Source organism: Novosphingobium sp. GV079, from assembly GCF_003058045.1.
Classification (GTDB): domain Bacteria; phylum Pseudomonadota; class Alphaproteobacteria; order Sphingomonadales; family Sphingomonadaceae; genus Novosphingobium; species Novosphingobium capsulatum.
This window is the reverse complement of record NZ_QBUE01000013.1, coordinates 38,532-57,504: the sequence shown is the minus strand read 5'-3', so window position 1 is coordinate 57,504 and position 18,973 is coordinate 38,532. Positions and strand designations below refer to the sequence as shown.

Annotated in this window: 14 protein-coding genes; 8 read left to right on the top strand and 6 right to left on the bottom strand. The window is 66.1% G+C overall.

The window, feature by feature from the left end; translation table 11 throughout:
• Positions 1–109: 109 nt before the first annotated feature.
• On the bottom strand, positions 110–2,308 hold the full coding sequence (gene katG, locus C8K14_RS15970; RefSeq protein ID WP_107717636.1) for a catalase/peroxidase HPI: 2,199 nt from the start codon (positions 2,306–2,308) through the stop codon (positions 110–112).
• A 192-nt stretch (positions 2,309–2,500) separates the two neighbouring features.
• Here katG and C8K14_RS15965 point away from each other — a divergent pair, with 192 nt between their 5' ends.
• Together C8K14_RS15965 and C8K14_RS15960 are read left to right on the top strand one after the other, a co-directional pair.
• A complete protein-coding gene (locus C8K14_RS15965) occupies positions 2,501–3,514 on the top strand; it encodes a nitronate monooxygenase family protein (protein WP_199223752.1) in 1,014 nt (337 codons plus the stop codon).
• A gap of 43 nt (positions 3,515–3,557) precedes the next feature.
• Complete coding sequence (locus C8K14_RS15960; protein ID WP_107717496.1) at positions 3,558–4,766, top strand: MFS transporter; 1,209 nt, start codon at positions 3,558–3,560, stop codon at positions 4,764–4,766.
• 9 nt (positions 4,767–4,775) lie between these two features.
• Here the strand turns inward: C8K14_RS15960 and C8K14_RS15955 are convergent, their stop codons facing one another.
• Positions 4,776–5,411: an HNH endonuclease gene (locus tag C8K14_RS15955; protein ID WP_022677941.1), complete on the bottom strand. Its 636-nt coding sequence runs from the start codon at positions 5,409–5,411 to the stop codon at positions 4,776–4,778.
• 184 nt (positions 5,412–5,595) lie between these two features.
• Positions 5,596–7,032 (bottom strand): M20/M25/M40 family metallo-hydrolase, encoded by a 1,437-nt coding sequence (locus C8K14_RS15950; protein WP_107717634.1) that lies wholly within the window; start codon positions 7,030–7,032, stop codon positions 5,596–5,598.
• Positions 7,033–7,181: 149 nt separating this feature from the next.
• Between C8K14_RS15950 and gyrB the strand changes: the two genes are divergently transcribed.
• Together gyrB and C8K14_RS15940 are read left to right on the top strand one after the other, a co-directional pair.
• Positions 7,182–9,707: a DNA topoisomerase (ATP-hydrolyzing) subunit B gene (gene gyrB, locus C8K14_RS15945; protein ID WP_107717494.1), complete on the top strand. Its 2,526-nt coding sequence runs from the start codon at positions 7,182–7,184 to the stop codon at positions 9,705–9,707.
• Between the two features lie 5 nt (positions 9,708–9,712).
• Positions 9,713–9,961 carry a hypothetical protein gene (locus C8K14_RS15940; RefSeq protein ID WP_062788253.1) on the top strand — a complete coding sequence of 83 codons (249 nt, stop codon included), beginning with the start codon at positions 9,713–9,715 and terminating at the stop codon, positions 9,959–9,961.
• Between the two features lie 70 nt (positions 9,962–10,031).
• Here C8K14_RS15940 and C8K14_RS15935 read toward each other — a convergent pair whose 3' ends face one another.
• Together C8K14_RS15935 and C8K14_RS15930 are read right to left on the bottom strand one after the other, a co-directional pair.
• On the bottom strand, positions 10,032–11,030 hold the full coding sequence (locus C8K14_RS15935) for an agmatine deiminase family protein (protein ID WP_107717492.1): 999 nt from the start codon (positions 11,028–11,030) through the stop codon (positions 10,032–10,034).
• Positions 11,031–11,039: 9 nt separating this feature from the next.
• Positions 11,040–12,695, bottom strand: coding sequence for a M28 family metallopeptidase (locus C8K14_RS15930; RefSeq protein WP_233251112.1), 1,656 nt, complete (start codon positions 12,693–12,695; stop codon positions 11,040–11,042).
• A 126-nt stretch (positions 12,696–12,821) separates the two neighbouring features.
• Between C8K14_RS15930 and glnE the strand changes: the two genes are divergently transcribed.
• The 4 genes from glnE to C8K14_RS15910 all read left to right on the top strand — a co-directional run bounded on the left by glnE (position 12,822) and on the right by C8K14_RS15910 (position 17,768).
• Positions 12,822–15,530 (top strand): bifunctional [glutamate--ammonia ligase]-adenylyl-L-tyrosine phosphorylase/[glutamate--ammonia-ligase] adenylyltransferase, encoded by a 2,709-nt coding sequence (glnE, locus tag C8K14_RS15925; protein WP_107717488.1) that lies wholly within the window; start codon positions 12,822–12,824, stop codon positions 15,528–15,530.
• A 3-nt stretch (positions 15,531–15,533) separates the two neighbouring features.
• Positions 15,534–16,007, top strand: coding sequence for a peroxiredoxin (locus tag C8K14_RS15920; RefSeq protein ID WP_107717486.1), 474 nt, complete (start codon positions 15,534–15,536; stop codon positions 16,005–16,007).
• Positions 16,008–16,017: 10 nt separating this feature from the next.
• The gene (locus tag C8K14_RS15915) at positions 16,018–16,818 is read left to right on the top strand and encodes a ferritin-like domain-containing protein (RefSeq protein WP_107717484.1); all 801 of its coding nucleotides are present in this window, start codon (positions 16,018–16,020) and stop codon (positions 16,816–16,818) included.
• 209 nt (positions 16,819–17,027) lie between these two features.
• Positions 17,028–17,768, top strand: a complete 741-nt coding sequence (locus C8K14_RS15910) for a M23 family metallopeptidase (RefSeq protein WP_022676142.1) — start codon at positions 17,028–17,030, stop codon at positions 17,766–17,768.
• A gap of 171 nt (positions 17,769–17,939) precedes the next feature.
• Here C8K14_RS15910 and galU read toward each other — a convergent pair whose 3' ends face one another.
• Positions 17,940–18,830 carry a UTP--glucose-1-phosphate uridylyltransferase GalU gene (gene galU, locus C8K14_RS15905; protein ID WP_107717482.1) on the bottom strand — a complete coding sequence of 297 codons (891 nt, stop codon included), beginning with the start codon at positions 18,828–18,830 and terminating at the stop codon, positions 17,940–17,942.
• Positions 18,831–18,973: the final 143 nt, after the last annotated feature.

Below are 18,973 nucleotides of genomic sequence, written 5' to 3'. Positions count from 1 at the left end.
GAACATGAAAAACCCCGCCTCTGTCCGGCTGGGGATACCGGAAAAAGGCGGGGCGGTAAGCTTGAAAGCGGCAGGTAAAGGGGATGGTGCCGCTTTCTTGCCAACCTTGTCAGGCTGTCAGGTCGAAGCGATCGGCGTCCATCACCTTGGCCCAGGCCGCCACAAACGCGTCGACGAATGGCTTTTCCGCGTCATCGGTGGCATAGGCTTCAGCCAGGGCGCGCAGTTCGGAGTTGGCGCCAAAGATCAGGTCCACCCGCGTCGCGCCATGCCGGGGTTCGCCGGTCTTGCGGTCGAACGCGGTGAACACGCCATCCCCGGTTTCCTGCCAGCGCATCGCCGTGGTTGCGGCCAGCAGGTTGCGGAAGAAGTCGTTGGTCAGGCTGCCCACGCGATCGGTGAACTGGCCCAGCATGCTCCCGCCATGGTTGGCGCCCAGCACGCGCAGCCCGCCGACTAGCACGGTCATCTCGGGCGCGGTCAGGCCCAGCAGTTGCGCCCGGTCAACCAGCAGTTCTTCCTGGCTGCGGCGGTGCGGGCCGGCGGCATAGTTGCGAAAGCCGTCATGGCGGGGTTCCAGCACGGCAAAGCTGGCCGCGTCGGTCTGGGCATCGCTGGCATCGGTGCGGCCCGGGGTGAACGGCACCACGACATAGTGCCCCGCCGCCCGCGCCGCCGCTTCCACGCCGGCATTGCCGGCCAGCACGATCAGATCTGCCAGGCTCACCTTGCGGCCATCGCGGGCTTCGCCATCGAACGATGCCTTTATCGTGCGCAGCACGTCGAGCACGCGGGCAAGCTCGGCCGGCTCGTTCACCGCCCAATCCTTTTGCGGCGCCAGTGCGATGCGCGCGCCATTGGCACCGCCGCGCTTGTCTGACTGGCGGAAGGTGGAGGCGCTGGCCCACGCCGTCTTGACCAGGTCCGTCACCGAGAGACCGCTGTTGAGCACCCGCGCCTTGAGCGTGTCGATATCGGCCGTCGTCACCAGGGGATGATCTACCGCCGGCACCGGGTCCATCCAGATGCGCGGGGTCTGCGGCACGTCCTTGCCCAGATAGCGTGCCTGGGGCCCCATGTCGCGGTGGGTCAGCTTGAACCAGCCTTCCGCAAAGGCGCGGGCAAACTTGTCCGGGTTGGCGTGGAAGTCCCTGGAAATCGCCAGGTAAGCCGGATCGGTGATCAAGGCGATATCGCTGGTGAACATCATCGGCTGATGCCGGCGCGTGGCATCATGCGCATCGGGCACCGTGCCCGCGCCAGCATCGCCTTTGGGCTTCCACTGGTGCGCGCCCGCCGGGCTGACGGTCAATTCCCAGTCATAGCCGAACAGCGCATCGAAATAGCCGTTGTCCCAGGCAATCGGATTGGTCGTCCACGCGCCTTCCAGGCCGCTGGTGATCGCGTCCACGCCCGCGCCGCTGCCGTGCGTGCTGATCCAGCCCAGCCCCTGGGCCAGGATGTCCGCGCCTTCCGGGGCAGCGCCGATCGCGGCCGCGTCACCGGCGCCATGGGCCTTGCCAAAGGTGTGGCCGCCAGCGATCAGCGCCACGGTTTCCTCGTCATTCATCGCCATGCGGGCAAAGGTTTCGCGAATGTCGCGCGCCGATCCCAGCGGATCGGGTTCGCCATTGGGCCCTTCCGGGTTCACATAGATCAGGCCCATCTGGACGGCGGCCAGCGGCTCTTCCAGTTCGCGATCGCCGCTATAGCGGGCATCGGCCAGCCACTGGCTTTCCGAACCCCAATAGATATCGGCCTCGCTTTCCCACACGTCTTCACGGCCACCGCCAAAGCCCACGGTGGGCAGGCCCATCGCTTCGAGCGCGCAATTGCCGGCCAGCACCATCAGGTCGGCCCAGCTCAGGCTGGCGCCATACTTCTGCTTCACCGGCCACAGCAGCAGGCGCGCCTTGTCGAGATTGACATTGTCGGGCCAGGAATTGAGCGGGGCAAAGCGCTGTGTGCCGGACGAGGCGCCGCCACGGCCGTCAAACGTGCGATAGGTGCCCGCGCTGTGCCAGGCCATGCGGATGAACAGCGGGCCATAGTGGCCATAATCGGCCGGCCACCACTCCTGCGACGTGGTCATCAGCGCATTGATATCGGCCTTTACCGCATCGAGATCGAGCCGGCCAAACGCCGCGCGATAGTCATGCCCATGGGGCATCGGATCGCTCAGACGCGAGTGCTGGCGCAGGATGCCCAGGTCCAGCCGGTTGGGCCACCAGGTCTGGTTCGTCTGGCTCTGCGCGATCGCTGCGGCGCTGGCGCCTTCATGGAACGGGCACTTCGAGGGGGCGGACATGGCTTGGCTCTCCATCAGGGGAAATTCGTTGTCCGCAGCCATACCGAGCATGTTTTGATCGTCTAAATGGATTAAAGCGCCCAGAGTAAGTTGAAATGGCGATCTATGGTGCCGCTTCCCCCTTGCCCGGCCGGTTCCGGCACCGTAAAGCGCGGGCACTTTCTTCATCGCAGACGGGGCGATTTTTCACACATGACGGCCACTCCCAAGACTTCCGCGCTCATGGCGCGCGGCGCTGCCTTCCTGGGCACCGAGCACGCGATCCTGTGCGGTGCGATGAGCTGGGTTTCGGAACGGAACCTGGTGGCCGCTATCAGCAATGCCGGCGGCTTTGGCGTGATTGCCTGCGGCGCGATGACGCCCGACCTGCTCGATGCCGAAATCACCGGCACCAAGGCGCTTACGGCCAAGCCGTTCGGCGTGAACCTGATCACCATGCACCCCCTGCTGTTCGATCTGATCGCGGTGTGTGCAAAGCACGGCGTGGGCCATGTCGTGCTGGCCGGCGGCATCCCGCCCAAGGGCAGTGTCGAGGCGATCAAGGCCTTTGGCGCCAAGGTCATCGTCTTTGCCCCGACGATCGCGCTTGCCAAGAAGCTGTTCCGTTCGGGGGCTGACGCGCTGGTGATCGAAGGCAGCGAAGCGGGCGGCCACATCGGCCCGGTTTCCACGTCGGTGCTCGCGCAGGAATTCCTGCCCGCCCTGGCGGCCGATCACCTCGTCTTCGTGGCGGGCGGCATTGGCCGGGGCGAGGCGATTGCCTCCTACCTCGAAATGGGCGCGGCTGGGGTGCAACTTGGCACCCGCTTTGCCTGTGCCAGCGAATCGATCGCTCATCCCGCGTTCAAGGCGGCGTTCTTCCGCGGCAACGCGCGTGATGCGGTGGCCTCGGTCCAGGTCGATCCGCGCCTGCCGGTCATTCCGGTGCGCGCGCTCAAGAACAAGGGCACCGAGGAATTCACCGCCAAGCAGATCGAAGTGGCGCACAAGCTGGATGCGGGCGAACTCGACATGGCGGCTGCCCAGCTTGAGATCGAACATTTCTGGGCCGGCGCGCTGCGCCGCGCGGTAATCGATGGCGATGTGGAACGCGGCTCGGTCATGGCCGGCCAGTCGGTGGGCATGGTCACCAAGGAAGAGCCGGTGGCCACGATCATGGCCCAGCTGCTGGAAGAAAGCGAAGCCGCGCTGACCCGTCGCAGCTGAGGGCAGAGGGCAGGGGCCAGATAGCTTAGCCCGGGGGGATTTCATGACGCATCGCGCTTCGCTGAGCTTTGTCTTTGCCATCGTGCTGATCGACATGCTTGGCTTTGGCATCGTCATTCCGGTGTTTCCCGGGCTGATCATGCACCTCGCCCGCGTGTCGATCACCCAGGCGGCCGAATATGCCGGCTGGCTGGGCGCGGGCTATGCCGTGATGCAGTTCGTGTTCGCCCCAGTGATCGGCAACCTGTCCGATCGCTTTGGCCGGCGGCCGGTGCTGCTGGCGGCGGTCTTTGCCCTTGGCCTCGACTATCTGCTCCAGGCCTTTGCCCCGGCGATGAGCTGGCTGGTCGCCGGCCGCATCATCGCCGGCATCACCGGTGCCAGCTTCTCGGCCGCCTATGCCTATATCGCCGATGTCACCCCGCCGGAAAAGCGCGCGGCCAGCTTTGGCCTGATGGGCATGGCGTTCGGCATCGGCTTCGTCGCCGGCCCGGCGCTGGGCGGGTTGCTCGGCACGCTGGGGCCGCGCGTGCCGTTCATGGCGGCGGCCGGGCTCAGCTTTGCCAATTTCCTGTTCGGGCTGTTCACCTTGCGGGAATCGCTCGACGCCGATCATCGCCGGCCGTTCGACTGGCGCCGTGCCAATGCCCTGTCCAGCCTGCGCGCGCTGAAAGGGCAAAGCGCCCGCGTGTTGTGGTTCGTTGCCGCGCTGGGCGCCTGGCAGCTGGCCAACGTGGTCTATCCAGCGATCTGGACCTACATGGCGATTGCCGCCTACGGGTTTTCGACCAAGGCGGTGGGCCTCGCTCTCGCCGTCGTCGGATTGAGCGCTGCGTTGTTCCAGGGGCTGGGCATGCGCTATCTCTTGCCCCGGCTGGGGGAGCGGCGCGCGGTGATCATGGGCGTGGCCTCGCTCGCCACTTCTGCAGTGCTCTACTGCCTCGCGCACCAGGTCTGGCAGGTTTATCTCGCCATTGCGGTCGGCGCATTCCAGGGCGCGGTGCAGCCTTCGATCTCGGCGATGAACAGCCGCGCGGTCGATGCGCGCAGCCAGGGCGAACTGCAAGGCGCGGTACAGTCGATCGGCTCGATCGCGCAGATCATCGGCCCTCCGCTCTATGCCCAGACCCTGGCCCGGTTCAGTGGCCCGGGCGCTTTGATCGACTTGCCCACCATGCCGATGCTGGTGGCCGCGGTCATCGCGCTGGCAGCGCTGGTGCTGTTCCTGAAAGGGGCGCGTCAGACCGCCTGATCTGGCCGCCTAGCTTTCCAGCTCGACGTCCCAGTAGAGCCAATCCCGCCAGCTTTCGTGCAGGTGCCCTGGCGGAAAGGCGCGGCCCTTTTCCTGCAATTGCCAGGTCGTGGGCCGGATCGGTTCTTCCATCAGGCGCATGTGCGCCTGCGCCGGGGTGCGGCCGCCCTTGGTCATGTTGCAGGGCGCGCAGGCGGTGGTGACGTTTTCCCAGGTGGTGCGCCCGCCCAGCCGGCGCGGGATCACGTGGTCGAACGTGAGGTTTTCGCCGCTGCCGCAATACTGGCACACGAAGCGATCGCGCAGGAACAGGTTGAAGCGGGTGAAGGCGGGAAACTCGCTGGGCTTCACATATTGCCGCAGCGCGATCACCGAGGGAATCTTCATGTCCAGCGACGGGCTGTGCACCGCGCGGTCATAGGTGGCGATGATATCCACCCGTTCCAGGAACACCGCCTTGATCGCGGTTTGCCACGGCCACAGGCTGAGCGGGTAATAGCTGAGCGGCGTGTAATCGGCGTTGAGCACCAGCGCCGGGCAATTGTCGAGATGACGGTTGGATGCCAGCAAACGCGGCGTCGCGGCGCTATCGCCGCTATGGGGCCTGGCCGCAGCCGCCCGCTCGATCAGCGCCTGGTGAAGCATGCTCCGCTCGCGCTCCTGTGCCAAATCGGCTTCCGCCTCGCTCGGGGCGAGGCATGAAGGACAGGCATGACCGCTTCATGACGCATGGGCATAACGAACACCTTTGTGCTGTTCCGGTCAAGGCCCGGCTGCCGCACCAAAAGGGCAGCCGGACTTTATCCACAGCTTGTCAACACCCCGCCGATCACCGTGCGTAGGCGTTCACCAAGTCATAGAGATAGGCCCGCCCGGTCAGCAGCGACTTGACCTCGATCCGTTCGTTCAGGCCATGCACGCCATTGCCATCGGGGTTGCCCCAGGGGCCAGGCACGCCATAGGTCGGGATGCCCACGGCTTCCAGGAAGATGCCGTCGGTTGCCCCGGTGGACATGTCGGGTACCACCGGCACGGCGGGAAAATACTGCGCGGACAGCTTTTCCATCGGCCCGATGATCTTGGGATCGAGCGCGGGCGCCTTGGCCAGCGGGCGCTGCGGCGGCACCAGGCTGACCGTGACGCCAGGATCGGCCACGACCTTTTGCAGCGCGGTCTGGATTTCTTCTACCGAATGGCCGGGGAAGATGCGGCAGTTCACGTTGGCCCCGGCGCGCTGGGGCAGGGCATTGTTGGCGTGGCCGCCATCGAGCAGCGTGGCCACACAGGTGGTGCGCAGCTTGGAATGATAGGTGCGGTCGGTGTTCACCAGCTTTTCCGCCTCGGCAAAGGCTGGGCTGCCGATCGGGTTGCTGGCCAAGGCCTGCATCGCCTTGCCCATGGCATCGCCGCGCGCCGCTCCGGCCTTGGCAAAGAAGGCGCGGGTGGTGTCGCTCATCTCGGTGGGGAATTCATGGTCGCGCAGCCGTGCCAGCGCATCGGCCAGCTCGTAAATGGCGTTCTCGGGCACAGGGATAGAGCTATGGCCGCCAGGATTGCGGGTTTCCAGGCGATAGTTCTGCACCGCCTTTTCGCCCACCTGGATCGATTGGTTGACCAGCTTGCCGCCTTCCGACAGGCCCTTGCCATCGGTATCGCCGCCGCCGCCTTCGTTAAGGGCAAACTCGGCATCGATCAGGTCGCGCTTGTTCTGTGCCAGCCACTGCGCACCGTTGAACGCCCAGGTGGTTTCTTCCCCGCAGGTCAGCGCCATCTTCACCGTGCGCTTGAGCGGCTTGCCCGCCTTGAGGCGCGCCATCGTATCCACCCAGATCGCTGCCATCGATTTGTCGTCGGCGGTGCCGCGGCCATAGAAATAGCCACCTTCCTCGATCAGGGTGAAAGGATCGCGCTCCCAATCCGCGCGCTTGGCCTCCACCACGTCGAGATGGGCGAGCAGCAGGATCGGCTTGGCAGTCTTCGACGTACCCGGCAGCACGGCAACCAGCCCGCCGTCCTTGGGATGTTCGGGCGTGGAAAACAGCGTGAGCTGGCTGTCGGCATAGCCAGCCGCTTTCAGGTGCGCGGCCATCCGCTCGGCCGCCAGCGTGCATGATCCGCTGCTGACCGTGGTGTTGGTCTCGACCAGCTCTTTGTAAATGCTGCGGAACTGCGCCTCTCCGGCGTCTGGCGCGGTGGGCGCGGCCTGGGCCGCAGTGGCGGTGGCCATCGCCGCCAGGGCGATGGTCGAGATGGCGCTGCGCGTGATCAAAGGATTGCCCCCTTTTCCTGTTCGTTGCGCGCACCATGCCGCATGGCGCCGCGCATGCAAGAGACTTGGCGCAGCCCGCCTTGGGCCTGTGTAAAACAGGGCCAATTCGCTTGGGTTTTGCGGGTAAAGTGCCTATGTGCAAAACTATGGCCAGCACCAACGAAAATACCCCGAACACCAACTCCTACGGCGCCGACTCGATCAAGGTCCTCAAGGGCCTGGATGCGGTGCGCAAGCGTCCCGGCATGTACATCGGCGATACCGACGATGGCTCGGGCCTGCATCACATGGTCTTCGAAGTGTCGGACAACGCCATCGACGAGGCATTGGCCGGGCATTGCGACCTGGTGCTGATCGAGCTGAACCCCGATGGTTCGGTCTCGGTGGAAGACAACGGGCGCGGTATTCCCACCGGCATCCATGCCGAAGAAGGCGTTTCGGCCGCCGAAGTGATCATGACCCAGCTCCACGCCGGCGGGAAGTTCGAGAACACGTCTGACGACAACGCCTACAAGGTGTCGGGCGGCCTGCACGGCGTGGGCGTCTCGGTGGTCAATGCCCTGTCGGAATGGCTGGAGCTGACGATCTGGCGCGAAGGCCAGGAACACTGGATGAAGTTTGCCCATGGCGATGCCGTGGCGCCGCTCAAGGTGACCGGCCCGGCACCGACGGCGGACAACGGCAAGCCCAAGAAGGGCACCCGCGTCACCTTCTTTGCCAGCCACGACACGTTCAAGAACGTGACCGAGTTCGATTTCGACAAGCTCGAGCACCGCTATCGCGAACTCGCCTTCCTCAATTCGGGCGTGCGCATCCTGCTGCGCGACAAGCGCCATGAAGAGGTCAAGGAACACGATCTCTATTACGAGGGCGGCATTGCGGCCTTCGTGAAATACCTCGATCGCAACAAGCAGGCGCTGATCCCCGAACCGATCGCCATTTCGGCGATGCGCGACGGCATCGGCATCGACGTGTCGCTGGAATGGAACGACAGCTATTACGAAAACGTGCTGTGTTTCACCAACAACATCCCGCAGCGCGATGGCGGTACCCATCTGGCCGCATTCCGCGCCGCGCTGACCCGCACGCTCAACGGCTATGCCGATCGGTCGGGCCTGCTCAAGAAGGAAAAGGTCTCGCTTTCGGGCGATGACATGCGCGAAGGGCTCACCGCGATCGTCTCGGTCAAGCTGCCCGATCCCAAGTTTTCCAGCCAGACCAAGGACAAGCTGGTTTCCTCCGAAGTGCGCCAGCCGCTTGAAAGCCTAATGGCCGACAAGATGAGCGAATGGCTCGAGGAGAACCCGGCCCATGCCAAGTCGGTGATCCTCAAGGTGATCGACGCCGCCGCCGCGCGCGAGGCTGCGCGTCGCGCCCGTGAACTGACCCGCCGCAAGGGCGCGATGGACATTGCCAGCCTGCCCGGCAAGCTGGCCGATTGCCAGGAGCGCGACGCCAGCAAGTGCGAACTGTTCCTGGTCGAAGGGGACTCGGCCGGTGGCAGCGCCAAGCAGGGCCGCGATCGCAAGACCCAGGCGATCCTGCCCTTGCGCGGCAAGATCCTCAACGTGGAGCGCGCGCGGTTCGATCGCATCATTTCCTCGCGCGAAGTGGGCACGCTGATCCAGGCGATGGGCACCGGCATCCGCGATGAATTCAACCTGGAAAAGCTGCGGTATCACAAGATCGTGATCATGACCGACGCCGACGTCGACGGCGCGCATATCCGCACCTTGCTGCTCACCTTCTTCCACCGCCAGATGCCCGACATCATCCGCGCCGGGCACCTCTTCATCGCCCAGCCGCCGCTCTACAAGGTCGCCAAGGGGCGCAGCGAAGTCTATCTCAAGGACAATGCTGCGCTCGATCGCTACCTGGTGGAAGCCGGCACCACGGGCCGCATCCTGGAAACCCCGGGTGGCGCGCGCGGCAGCCAGGAACTGGCCGAGCTGGTCGATCACGCGCTGCGCCTGCGCAACTTGATGGCCTTCGTGCCGCGTCGCTACAACCCGGATATCGTGGAAGCGCTGGCGCTGGCCGGTGCGCTTGATCCCGATCTCTCGGCCGATGCCCGCATCGCCGCGCTGGCCAATGCCGCAAGCTGGCTGGATCGTGGCGATCCCGAGGCGCAGTGGGCGGCGCAGATGAGCGAAGACGGCGGCTATCACATCCAGCGCGCCTGGCGCGGGGTGACCGACCATCACATGATCGAGGCCGGCTTCCTGACCAGTGCCGAAGCGCGCAAGCTCGCCCGCCTCGCGGCCGAACACGCCGATGTCTATGCCGGTGTTGCCCGCCTGGTGCGTGCCGGCGCTGCGCCGGCCGAGCCGGAAAGCACGGGCGCCACCGATGGCGAGGAAGCCCCCGCCGCCGCGGCCCGGGCCGACAGCAAGGACGCCGGCATCACCCGGCCTTCGCAACTGCTCGAAGCGGTCATGGCCAATGGCCGCAAGGGCCTGTCGATCCAGCGCTACAAGGGCCTGGGTGAAATGAACGCCGAACAGCTGTGGGAAACCACGCTCGATCCGGAAGTCCGTTCGCTGCTCCAGGTCAAGGTGGAAGACGCCGACGTGACCGACGAGATCTTTACCCGCCTGATGGGCGACGTGGTCGAGCCGCGCCGCGATTTCATTCAGGAAAACGCCCTCAACGTGGCCAACCTGGACGTCTGATCACCATGAGCACTGCCACCATCCCCTGGGACCAGGCCGCCACGATGATCGATCTGGAAGGCCGCACGCCGATCATCGGCACGATCCGCGAATGTGCGCTGCACTTCTCGCTCTACAAGCCGCACGCCCGTGAAAACGCCCGTGTGCTGCTGACCGTGCCGATCCACCGCGAAGGGCGCAAGACCCGCACCTGGCTGCTTGATCCGCCGGAAATCGCCGAGCTGGCCGAACGCCTGGCACGCGAGACGCAGTAACCCGGCCCAATATGCCGGCAAGGCCCTGTCCCGCCCGATCATTTCATGGGCGGGACAGGGCGATGCTTCGTCAGGCCGAGGGCATCTGCTGGCTGGCGCAGTGGAAGCCACCGCCACCCACCAGCACGGCATCGCCCATCACGCCCAGCGTGGCGCGGCCGGGGAACAGCGCGCCGATCGCTTCCACGCCGGCCTCGTCATGGACCGAGCCGAAGATCGGCACGATCACCGCATGGCTGGTAATCACAAAGTTCATGTAGCTGGCCGGCTGGATCATGCCGCCCCATTCGATGCGCCCCGGTGAGGGCACTTCGATCACCTCCACCCCGGCATCGCGAGCACGCGCGGCCGCATCGGCATAGATCGCGGCATTGGGATCGTCCGGCCCGGTGGCACGGGGCAGGGCCAGGCGATTGGCGCCGACAAAGCGGGCCAGGTTGTCGACGTGCCCGTCGGTGTGGTCGTTGATCAGCCCGTCGCCCAGCCACAGCACGCGATCATAGCCCAGGTCACGCTTGAGGCGCATTTCCAGGTCGGCGCGCGACAGGTGCGGGTTGCGATTGGGGTTGAGTAGGCACTGCTCGGTCGTGGCAACCAGGCCGGTGCCATCGCCATCCAGCGCGCCGCCTTCCAGCACCCAGTCGGCCTTGCTGGCCGGCAACCCGGCATCGGCGGCCAGCGTGGCGCCGATCTCCTGGTCTCCCGGCATCAGGTATTTGCCGCCCCAGCCGTTGAAGCCAAATAGTTGCGCGCGGCGCCCACCGGCACCATCGGCCACCACCAGCGGCCCGGTATCGCGCAGCCACACGTCGCCATAGACGCGCTCTTCGATCTTGACGGAGGCGCTGGCCAGCCGCTCGGCGCGCATGCGGTTGGCCGCATCGCGCACTACCAGGCGCACTTCCTGGCCGCTTTCGGCCACGGCGCTGGCAAACGCGGCGATCTGCTCCTGCGCGCGGTCGATCACGCCCGACCATTCTTCGGCCAGGTGGGGGAAACCCACCCAGAGCCAGTCCTGCGGGGCGAATTCGGGGGGCATCATGCCGCCCGTCGGGTTCTCGTCGTTCATGGCCACGGCTTACTTGGCGCCGGTTACGGTGGCGCGGCTGGCATCGCGGATAGCGCGGAATTCGTCGCCCTGGTGCCAGTTGGGCCAGGTGGTGCCAGTCGCCAGCGCACGGCCAAGCCGGTAATACAGCTCCACTTCCTGCGCCATGCCGGTCATGTCCCAGCTGTCGGAATATTCGTCTGACGGCTGGTGATAGCGATGCTCGACATAGTCTTCGGTGGCAGCCTCACCGGCCTTCTTGCCGCCGTTGATCAGGTCGGTGCCCCGGCCCACGGCAAACATCGGCACGCCGCGCTTGGCCAGGCTGAAGTGATCCGACCGGTAATAGTGGCCACGCTCGGGATGATCCTCGGGCGTTTCGGTCAGGTGCATCTGCGCTTCCACCTGGCGCAGGATCGCGGTGAGGTCAGACTTGTCGCCCCCGGTCACCTGCACGTCGCGCGTCGGGCCGATCAGCGACAGCGCGTCCATGTTCACGCCGCCCACGGTGCGGGCCAGCGGATAGACCGGATGCTGGGCATAGTATTCCGAACCGAGCAGGCCGGATTCCTCCAGCGTCCAGGCGGCAAAGACCTGGGTGCGCGGGGTGGGGCCGGCGCGGCGGTTCATGTCGGCCAGCGCCACCAGTGCGCCCACGCCGCTGGCGTTGTCGATCGCGCCGTTGCAGATATCGTCTCCGCGCGCGTCGGGCTTGCAGTGGCCCAGATGGTCCCAGTGGCCGAAATAGAGCACATATTCGTTGGCGCGGGTGGTGCCGGGGATCACGCCGATCACGTTGTGCGAAGTGCTGTGCGTGACGGTGTTGTCGAACGACAGGCTGGCCTTGGCGCCGAGCGGAACGGCGTGAAAGCCCTTCTGCTTGGCTGCGGCCGAAAGCGCGGCAAAGTCCTTGCCAGCGGCCTGGAAGATCGCCTCGGCCACCGGGCGGCGAATCCAGCCGTTGGCTTCGGTCTGGTCCATGCCCTTGTTGGCGCTGGCCACGAAATTGCCGGTGCCGCCGCTCGATTCCAGCACGTTCCAGCCATAGGCGGCGGGGAAGGTGTCGTGCACGATCAGCGCGGCCTTGGCGCCATGGCGTGCGGCTTCGGCATACTTGTAGGGCCAGCGGCCATACCAGGTCATGCGGCGGCCCTTGAACAGGCCCTGTTCGTCGGCGTTTTCATAGTCCGGGTCGTTGACCAGGATCACCGCGACCTTGCCCTTCATGTCCACGCCGGCATAATCGTCCCAGCCCAGTTCGGGCGCGGTGATGCCATAGCCGACGAAGACCAGTTCGCTGGCATCGATCGCGGTATGATCCGCCTCGCGGTAGGAACCGACCACGAAATCGGCGCCGGGCTTGAACGACAGGCTGCCCACGGTCAGCGGGCTGATGTTCTTGGCCGCGATCGTCACCATCGGCACGGGCTGCAACCATTCACCCTTGTTGCCAGGCTTGAGACCGGCGGCCTTGAAGCGGGTGATGATCGCGTCGAGCACGGCCTGTTCCTTGGGCCCGCTGGGCGCGCGGCCTTCCAGTTCGTCTGACGCCAGCGTCTTGATCGCCTCACGCATCATCGGCACCGGCACGGCCGGCACCTTGGGCGCCGGGGTGGCAAAGGCGGGAACAGCCAGGGCAGAGGCCAGCAACGCGGTGGCCATGCGGCGGCCAAGGGAAACATGCATGGTCAGATCCTTGCTATGGGATAACGCCGCGCCAAGGGGGAAGGCGAAGCTCATGCCGGCTACTTGGCAGAGCCGGCCGGCTGGGGCAAGACGACCCACGGTGCGGCAACGAGAGAGGGAGCCTGCGTGCGGCAAGGAATTGATTGGGACCATGCGCTTGTCCTTGCCCGCCGGCACACCACGTTCCTGGCCCGTGCGCTCGATCGCCAGCCCGAGGTGGCCACGCTGCTCGCGCAGGGTGAGATCGAAGCGGCATTGGCGCATGCGCGCCTGGCCGGGCAGGGCGTGGACGATGTCGGGATTGCCTTGCGGCGCGAACGCCTGGCCCTGGCGCTGGCCCTGGCGGTGGGCGATATCGCCGGCGCGCTGCCGCTCATGCGTGTGGTGCAGGCGCTGTCAGACTTTGCCGATCGCGCGCTCGATGCCGCCATCGCCGCCGCCATTGCCCGGCGCGCGCCCGATGCTGCGCCAGTGGGCTTTTCCGCCATCGGCCTGGGCAAGCACGGCGCGCAAGAGCTGAACTACTCGTCGGATATCGATCCCATCCTGCTCTACGATCCCGACATGCTGCCGCGCCGCCCGCGCGACGAACCGGGTGAGGCGGCGCAGCGCGTGGCGCGTGGGGTGGTCGAACTGCTCTCGACGATCACCGAGGAAGGCTATGTCTTCCGCATCGATTTGCGGCTGCGCCCAGCCTCGGAAGTCAGCCCGCTGGCCATCCCGTTCGAAGGGGCGATCACCCATTATGAATCGAGCGCGCTCGCCTGGGAACGCGCGGCCTATATCCGCGCCCGTGCCGCCGCCGGCGATGTCGCGCGCGGCCAGGCTTTCCTCGATACGATCCGGCCGTTCGTGTGGCGGCGCAGCCTCGATTTCGGCGCGATCGCCGAAATCGGGCGGCTCACCGCGCGCATCCGCGATCACTATGCCGCCGGGCAGGTGGTGGGGCCGGGCTATGATCTCAAGCGCGGGCGCGGGGGTATCCGCGAAGTGGAATTCTTTGCCCAGACCCACCAGCTGATCCATGGCGGGCGCAATCCCGCGCTGCGCCTGCGCGGCACGCGCCCGGCGCTCGATGCCCTGGCGCAGGCGGGGATCATCACAGCGGATGACGCGATGGTCATGGGCGAAAGCTATGACCGGCTACGCGTGCTCGAACATCGCTTGCAGATGGTTGCCGATCAGCAGACCCATGCCCTGCCGCCGCAGCAGGCTGCGCTCGACAGCGTGGCGCAACTGGCCGGCCACGACGATGGCGCCGCGCTGATTGCCGAAGTGCAGGAGATTTCCCAGGCAGTGGCGCAGCGGTTCGATGCCCTGCTGGCGATCATTTCGCCCACCGGCGCGGTGGCGGTGGACAACCGCAGCCTGGCGCAAGACCTGGCGGAGATGGGTTTTGCCGATGCCGAAGGGCTGGCCGGGCGGGTGGAAGCCTGGGACAGCGGCGCATTCCGCGCGCTGCGCAGCGACGAGGCGCGCGCCGCCTTTGCCCGCGTGCGGCCGCAATTGCTGCAGGCCCTGGCCGAGGCGCCCGATCCCGATCATGCGCTGGCCCGGTGGGAACGGCTGCTGGCGGCGCTGCCCTCGGCGATCAACGTATTCCGCCTGCTCGAGGCGCGCCCCGGCCTGATGGCGGTGGTCATGCGCGTGCTCGCCCACGCCCCGACGCTGGCCGAAGACCTGGCGCGGCGGGCAGACCTGCTCGATACGCTGATCGATCATTCCGCCTTTGCTCTGCCGGGCAGCGTCGATGATATCGTCGCCACTCTGGCGCGGGGCGAGGTGGGGGATGATTACCAGCGCCTGCTTGATGCCGTGCGCCGCAAGGTGGGCGAACTGCGCTTTGCCTTGGGCGTGCAACTGGTGGAAGGGCTGCACCCGCCGCTGGCCGTGGCCGCTGCGCTCAGCCGCGTGGCCGAGGCCGCGATCAGCGTGCTCGGCACAGCGACTGAGGCAGAGTTCATCCGCGTGCATGGCCAGGTGCCTGATGCGCGCATGGTCGTGCTCGGCCTGGGGCGGCTAGGCGGCGGCGCGCTCACCCATGCCTCCGATCTCGATCTGGTGTTCCTGTTTGGCGGGCCAGGCGATGCCTATGCCCGCGAATCCGATGGCGCGCGGCCGATCGGCGGCACGCTCTACTTCAACCGCCTGGCCCAGCGCATGATCGCGGCGCTATCGGTGCCCACGGCGGCCGGCGCGCTCTACGAGGTGGATACCCGGCTGCGCCCCTCAGGCGCGCAAGGGCCGATCGCGGTCAGCCTCGACAGTTTCGAACGCTATCAACGCGAAGACGCCTGGACTTGGGAACACATGGCGCTGTGCCGTGCCCGGCCGCTGTTCGGGCAGGCGGCCGATCGCGCCGCGCTGGCCGATATCGTGGGGCGCGTGCTGCGCCATGCGCGCGATCCGGTTGCCCTGCGCGAAGACGTTCTGGCGATGCGCGCCGAAATGGCGCGGCACAAGCCGGCCAAGGGCCCGCTTGATGTGAAACTGGCGCGTGGTGGCCTGGTCGATCTCGAATTCCTCGCGCACTATCTGCAACTGCGCGATCACGTTGCGCTCGAACCCGATCTGGGCGCGGCGGTTTCCGCGCTGGAGGATGCCGGCCTGCTGCCGGCGGGCCTGCGCGCGGCGCATGATCTTCTTGCCGGGCTGCTGGTGGTGGTGCGCCTGGTTGCCCCTGATGGCATGTTCCCGCCACCGGCCAGCCGTGCCATCGTGGCCGCTGCCTGTGGCCAGGAAAGCTGGGACGCCCTGCTTGACGCGGTGGCCGGGGCAAGACACCGCATTGCCGATGCCTGGGGCCAGGTCTTCGGGCAACCATTGGAGATTTGACGCATGAGCACTTTCCCCGGCGTGGGCGATCCGCTGCCCGATCTGCCGCTGACTGCCCCTGATGGCAGTGTGGTAAAGCCGTCCGATTTTGCCGGCCGCAAGCTGGTCGTGTTCTTCTATCCCAAGGACGATACGCCCGGCTGCACCACCGAGAACAAGGACTTTTCCGCGCTGGCCGATGAATTTGCCGCCGCCGGCACCGCGCTGCTCGGCGTGAGCAAGGACCCGCCAAAGAAGCACGAGAAGTTCATTGCCAAGCATGGCCTGACAGCCCCGCTCGCCAGCGATGCCGAAGAAGGTGGCCTGTCCGATGCGCTCGGCATCTGGACGGAAAAGTCGATGTATGGCCGCACCTACATGGGCATGGAGCGCACGACCTATCTGGTCGGTGCCGATGGCTACATCGCCCAGGTGTGGAACAAGATAAAGGTCAAGGATCACGCAGCACAGGTTCTCGCCGCGGCCCAGGCGCTGTAACGCGCGCGGCATGACTGCATCGCTTCCCACTGTGGCGGCGGCGATTCGCGCCGCCATGTTGACGGCCGATCCGCGTGATAAAGCCATGGCCACCCGCGCCGTGGCGCGCGATTGGGCGGCCGGCCGCCTGGCTTTCGCCTTCGACGTGGCCATGCCCGATAGCCCGGCGCGCCCGGCCGAGCCGGAACTGCTGCCGCCCAACCGCATGCCCAAGCGCGGGCGCGGCGGTTCCGAGCGCGGGCGCCTCGCGCTGATCCATGCGTTGTGCCACATCGAATTCGTCGCGATCGACCTGGCGCTCGACGCTGCGGGGCGGTTCGGTGCCGAGCGCGGGCCGGATTTCGTCAGTGACTGGCTGGGCGTGGCGGCGGACGAGGCGATGCATTTCAGCCTGCTGGCCCGCCGCCTGCGCGCCCTGGGCAGCCATTACGGCGCGATGCCGGCGCACGACGGGCTGTGGGATGCCGCGCGCGAAACCGCGCACGATGTTGCCGCCCGCCTCGCCGTGGTACCCATGGTGCTGGAGGCGCGCGGTCTCGATGTCACGCCGCAAACCATTGCGCGGTTCGTGGCGGCAGATGATCACACGACCGCGCGCATCCTGCAGCGAATCGTTGACGACGAAGTGCGCCACGTTCGCTTCGGCACAAGCCATTTCGCCAAACTGTGCGAAGAGCGTGGTAAACCGGCACCGCAACTTTGGAAAACCCTGGTCGCGCAGCACTTCCGTGGCACCGTTAAGCCACCGTTCAACGACTCGGCGCGTCGTTCAGCCGGTCTGTCGTGCGAAATGATGGCGGCTCTTGCGTGATGGGGGCAGCCGCCGCTACCCCTCCGGCACGAGATCGGCGGGGGGTATCCACCAATCTCTGAACAAAGCTTGGCCAGCGATGTGGTTCCTGCCGCAGTCTGGCAAAGTGGCGTTCGCTGGGGGTCAGCACGGAACGGATGCCGCTGGCGCAGGGCCCGATTGGCCCAACGTCGGTGTGTGTCTGCCGAAAAGAGGTTGTACGGGTCGCAATGAAAAAAGCTTTTTCTACCGGTCTGGCTGCCATTGGCACCATGCTCGCCTTGGGTCTCGCCACACCGGTTCTCGCCAACAGCGCCGCTTCTGCCGATATCACCGCCCCGCTGCGTAATGCCGAAGCCGCCAAGGCCGGGATGACCGCGCCGGCCGGCGATGAAGAATTCTCCAAGCTTTTCGCCAGCTGGGAAGCACTCGATGGCGGCAAGGGTAGCTCGGCCCAGGCGCCGCTGGTCCGCACCGCTTCGGTTTCCATCCCCACGCTGATGCCGATCACCAGCAGCCGCCCGATGAGCAGCGGCTTTGGTCTGCGCAATCACCCCATCTATGGCGGCCTGCGTGCGCACAAGGGCGTCGATCTGCCCGCGCCGACCGGCACGCCGATCCGCGCCAGCGCCGATGGCGTGGTGGGCAAGGCCGAACGCTTCGGCGGCTACGGCCTCTATGTTCAGCTTGAGCACGGCGGCAATCTCGAAACCCGCTATGGCCACATGTCGCGCATCGCCGTTGCCGAAGGGCAGCATGTGCACAAGGGTGACGTGATCGGCTATGTCGGTTCCACCGGCCATTCGACCGGCCCGCACCTGCACTATGAAGTGCGTGTGGCTGGCAACGCGGTCAATCCGCTGCCCTACATGCAGCGCGATGCCAACCTGGCCCAGCTGGCCAGCGCCGCTGATTCCTCGCAGATCCGCGCTTTCAACGCCACCGACGCCGAGGGCGAAGGCGACGAATAAGGCGCCATTTTCTGGAATAACGCATCGGAGAGGATGCGGAAAAAGGCGGCCCGCAACGGCCGCCTTTTTCTATGGGCGCCGGCGCGCAGATCGCGGCTGGCGCACGCAATAAGGGCCGCGCAGCATGGCGATGCTGCGCGGCCCTTATTGCTTAAGCCTGTCGTGTGGCGGTCAGCCCATCAGCTTCTTGATCACGGCGCGCACATCGTCGGCCAGGTCGGGGCGTTCCAGGGCCAGGGCGATCGTCGCCTCGACAAAGCCGGCCTTGCTGCCGCAGTCGAAGCGGCGGCCGGCAAAGGTCACCGCGTGGAACGGCTGCGTGCCGATCATGCGGGCCATCGCATCGGTCAGCTGGATTTCGCCGCCAGCGCCCTTTTCCTGGTTTTCCAGGGTGCGCATCACTTCGGGCTGCAGGATATAGCGGCCCGAGATGATCAGGTTTGACGGGGCTTCTTCACGCTTGGGCTTTTCAACCAAGCCGGTCACTTCGGTCAGCGTGTCAGACTTGCGCGCGCCCGGCGCGATCACGCCATAGCTCGATACTTCTTCTTCCGGCACTTCCAGCACCGAGATCAGGTTGCCGCCCACTTCGTTGTAGGCTTCGACCATCTGCTTCATGCAGCCGGGCGCACCCACCATCAGTTCGTCGGGCAGGAAGATGGCAAAGGGTTCATCGCCCACCACTTCGCGGGCGCACCACACGGCGTGGCCCAGGCCCATCGCCACTTGCTGTCGCACGGTGACCAGGTTGCCCGGCTTGATGCGGGTATCGTCCAGCACCGACAGGTCCTTGCCCCGGCTGGTCATGGTGGTTTCCAGCTCGAACGCGGTGTCGAAATGCTCGACGATCGCGGTCTTGCCGCGCCCGGTCACGAAGATCAGCTCTTCGATGCCCGCTTCGCGCGCTTCGTCCACGGCATACTGGATCAGCGGGCGATCGACGATCGGCAGCATCTCCTTGGGAATAGCCTTGGTGGCGGGCAGGAAGCGGGTGCCAAGACCGGCAACGGGAAAGACGGCCTTGCGGATCGGCTTGTGGCGGCTTGCGGTGGTTTCGCTCATGTCGGTGTTTGTCCCATTGTCCGGTTACACGATAGTTAAGCAGCCTCCTTTTGTGATGACAAGTTCTCCGCAGGCCGGAACGTGCAAAAAATGCTGCAATGCAATATTGACGCCGTGCCGTCGCTTTGCTGCCCTCCAGCCAG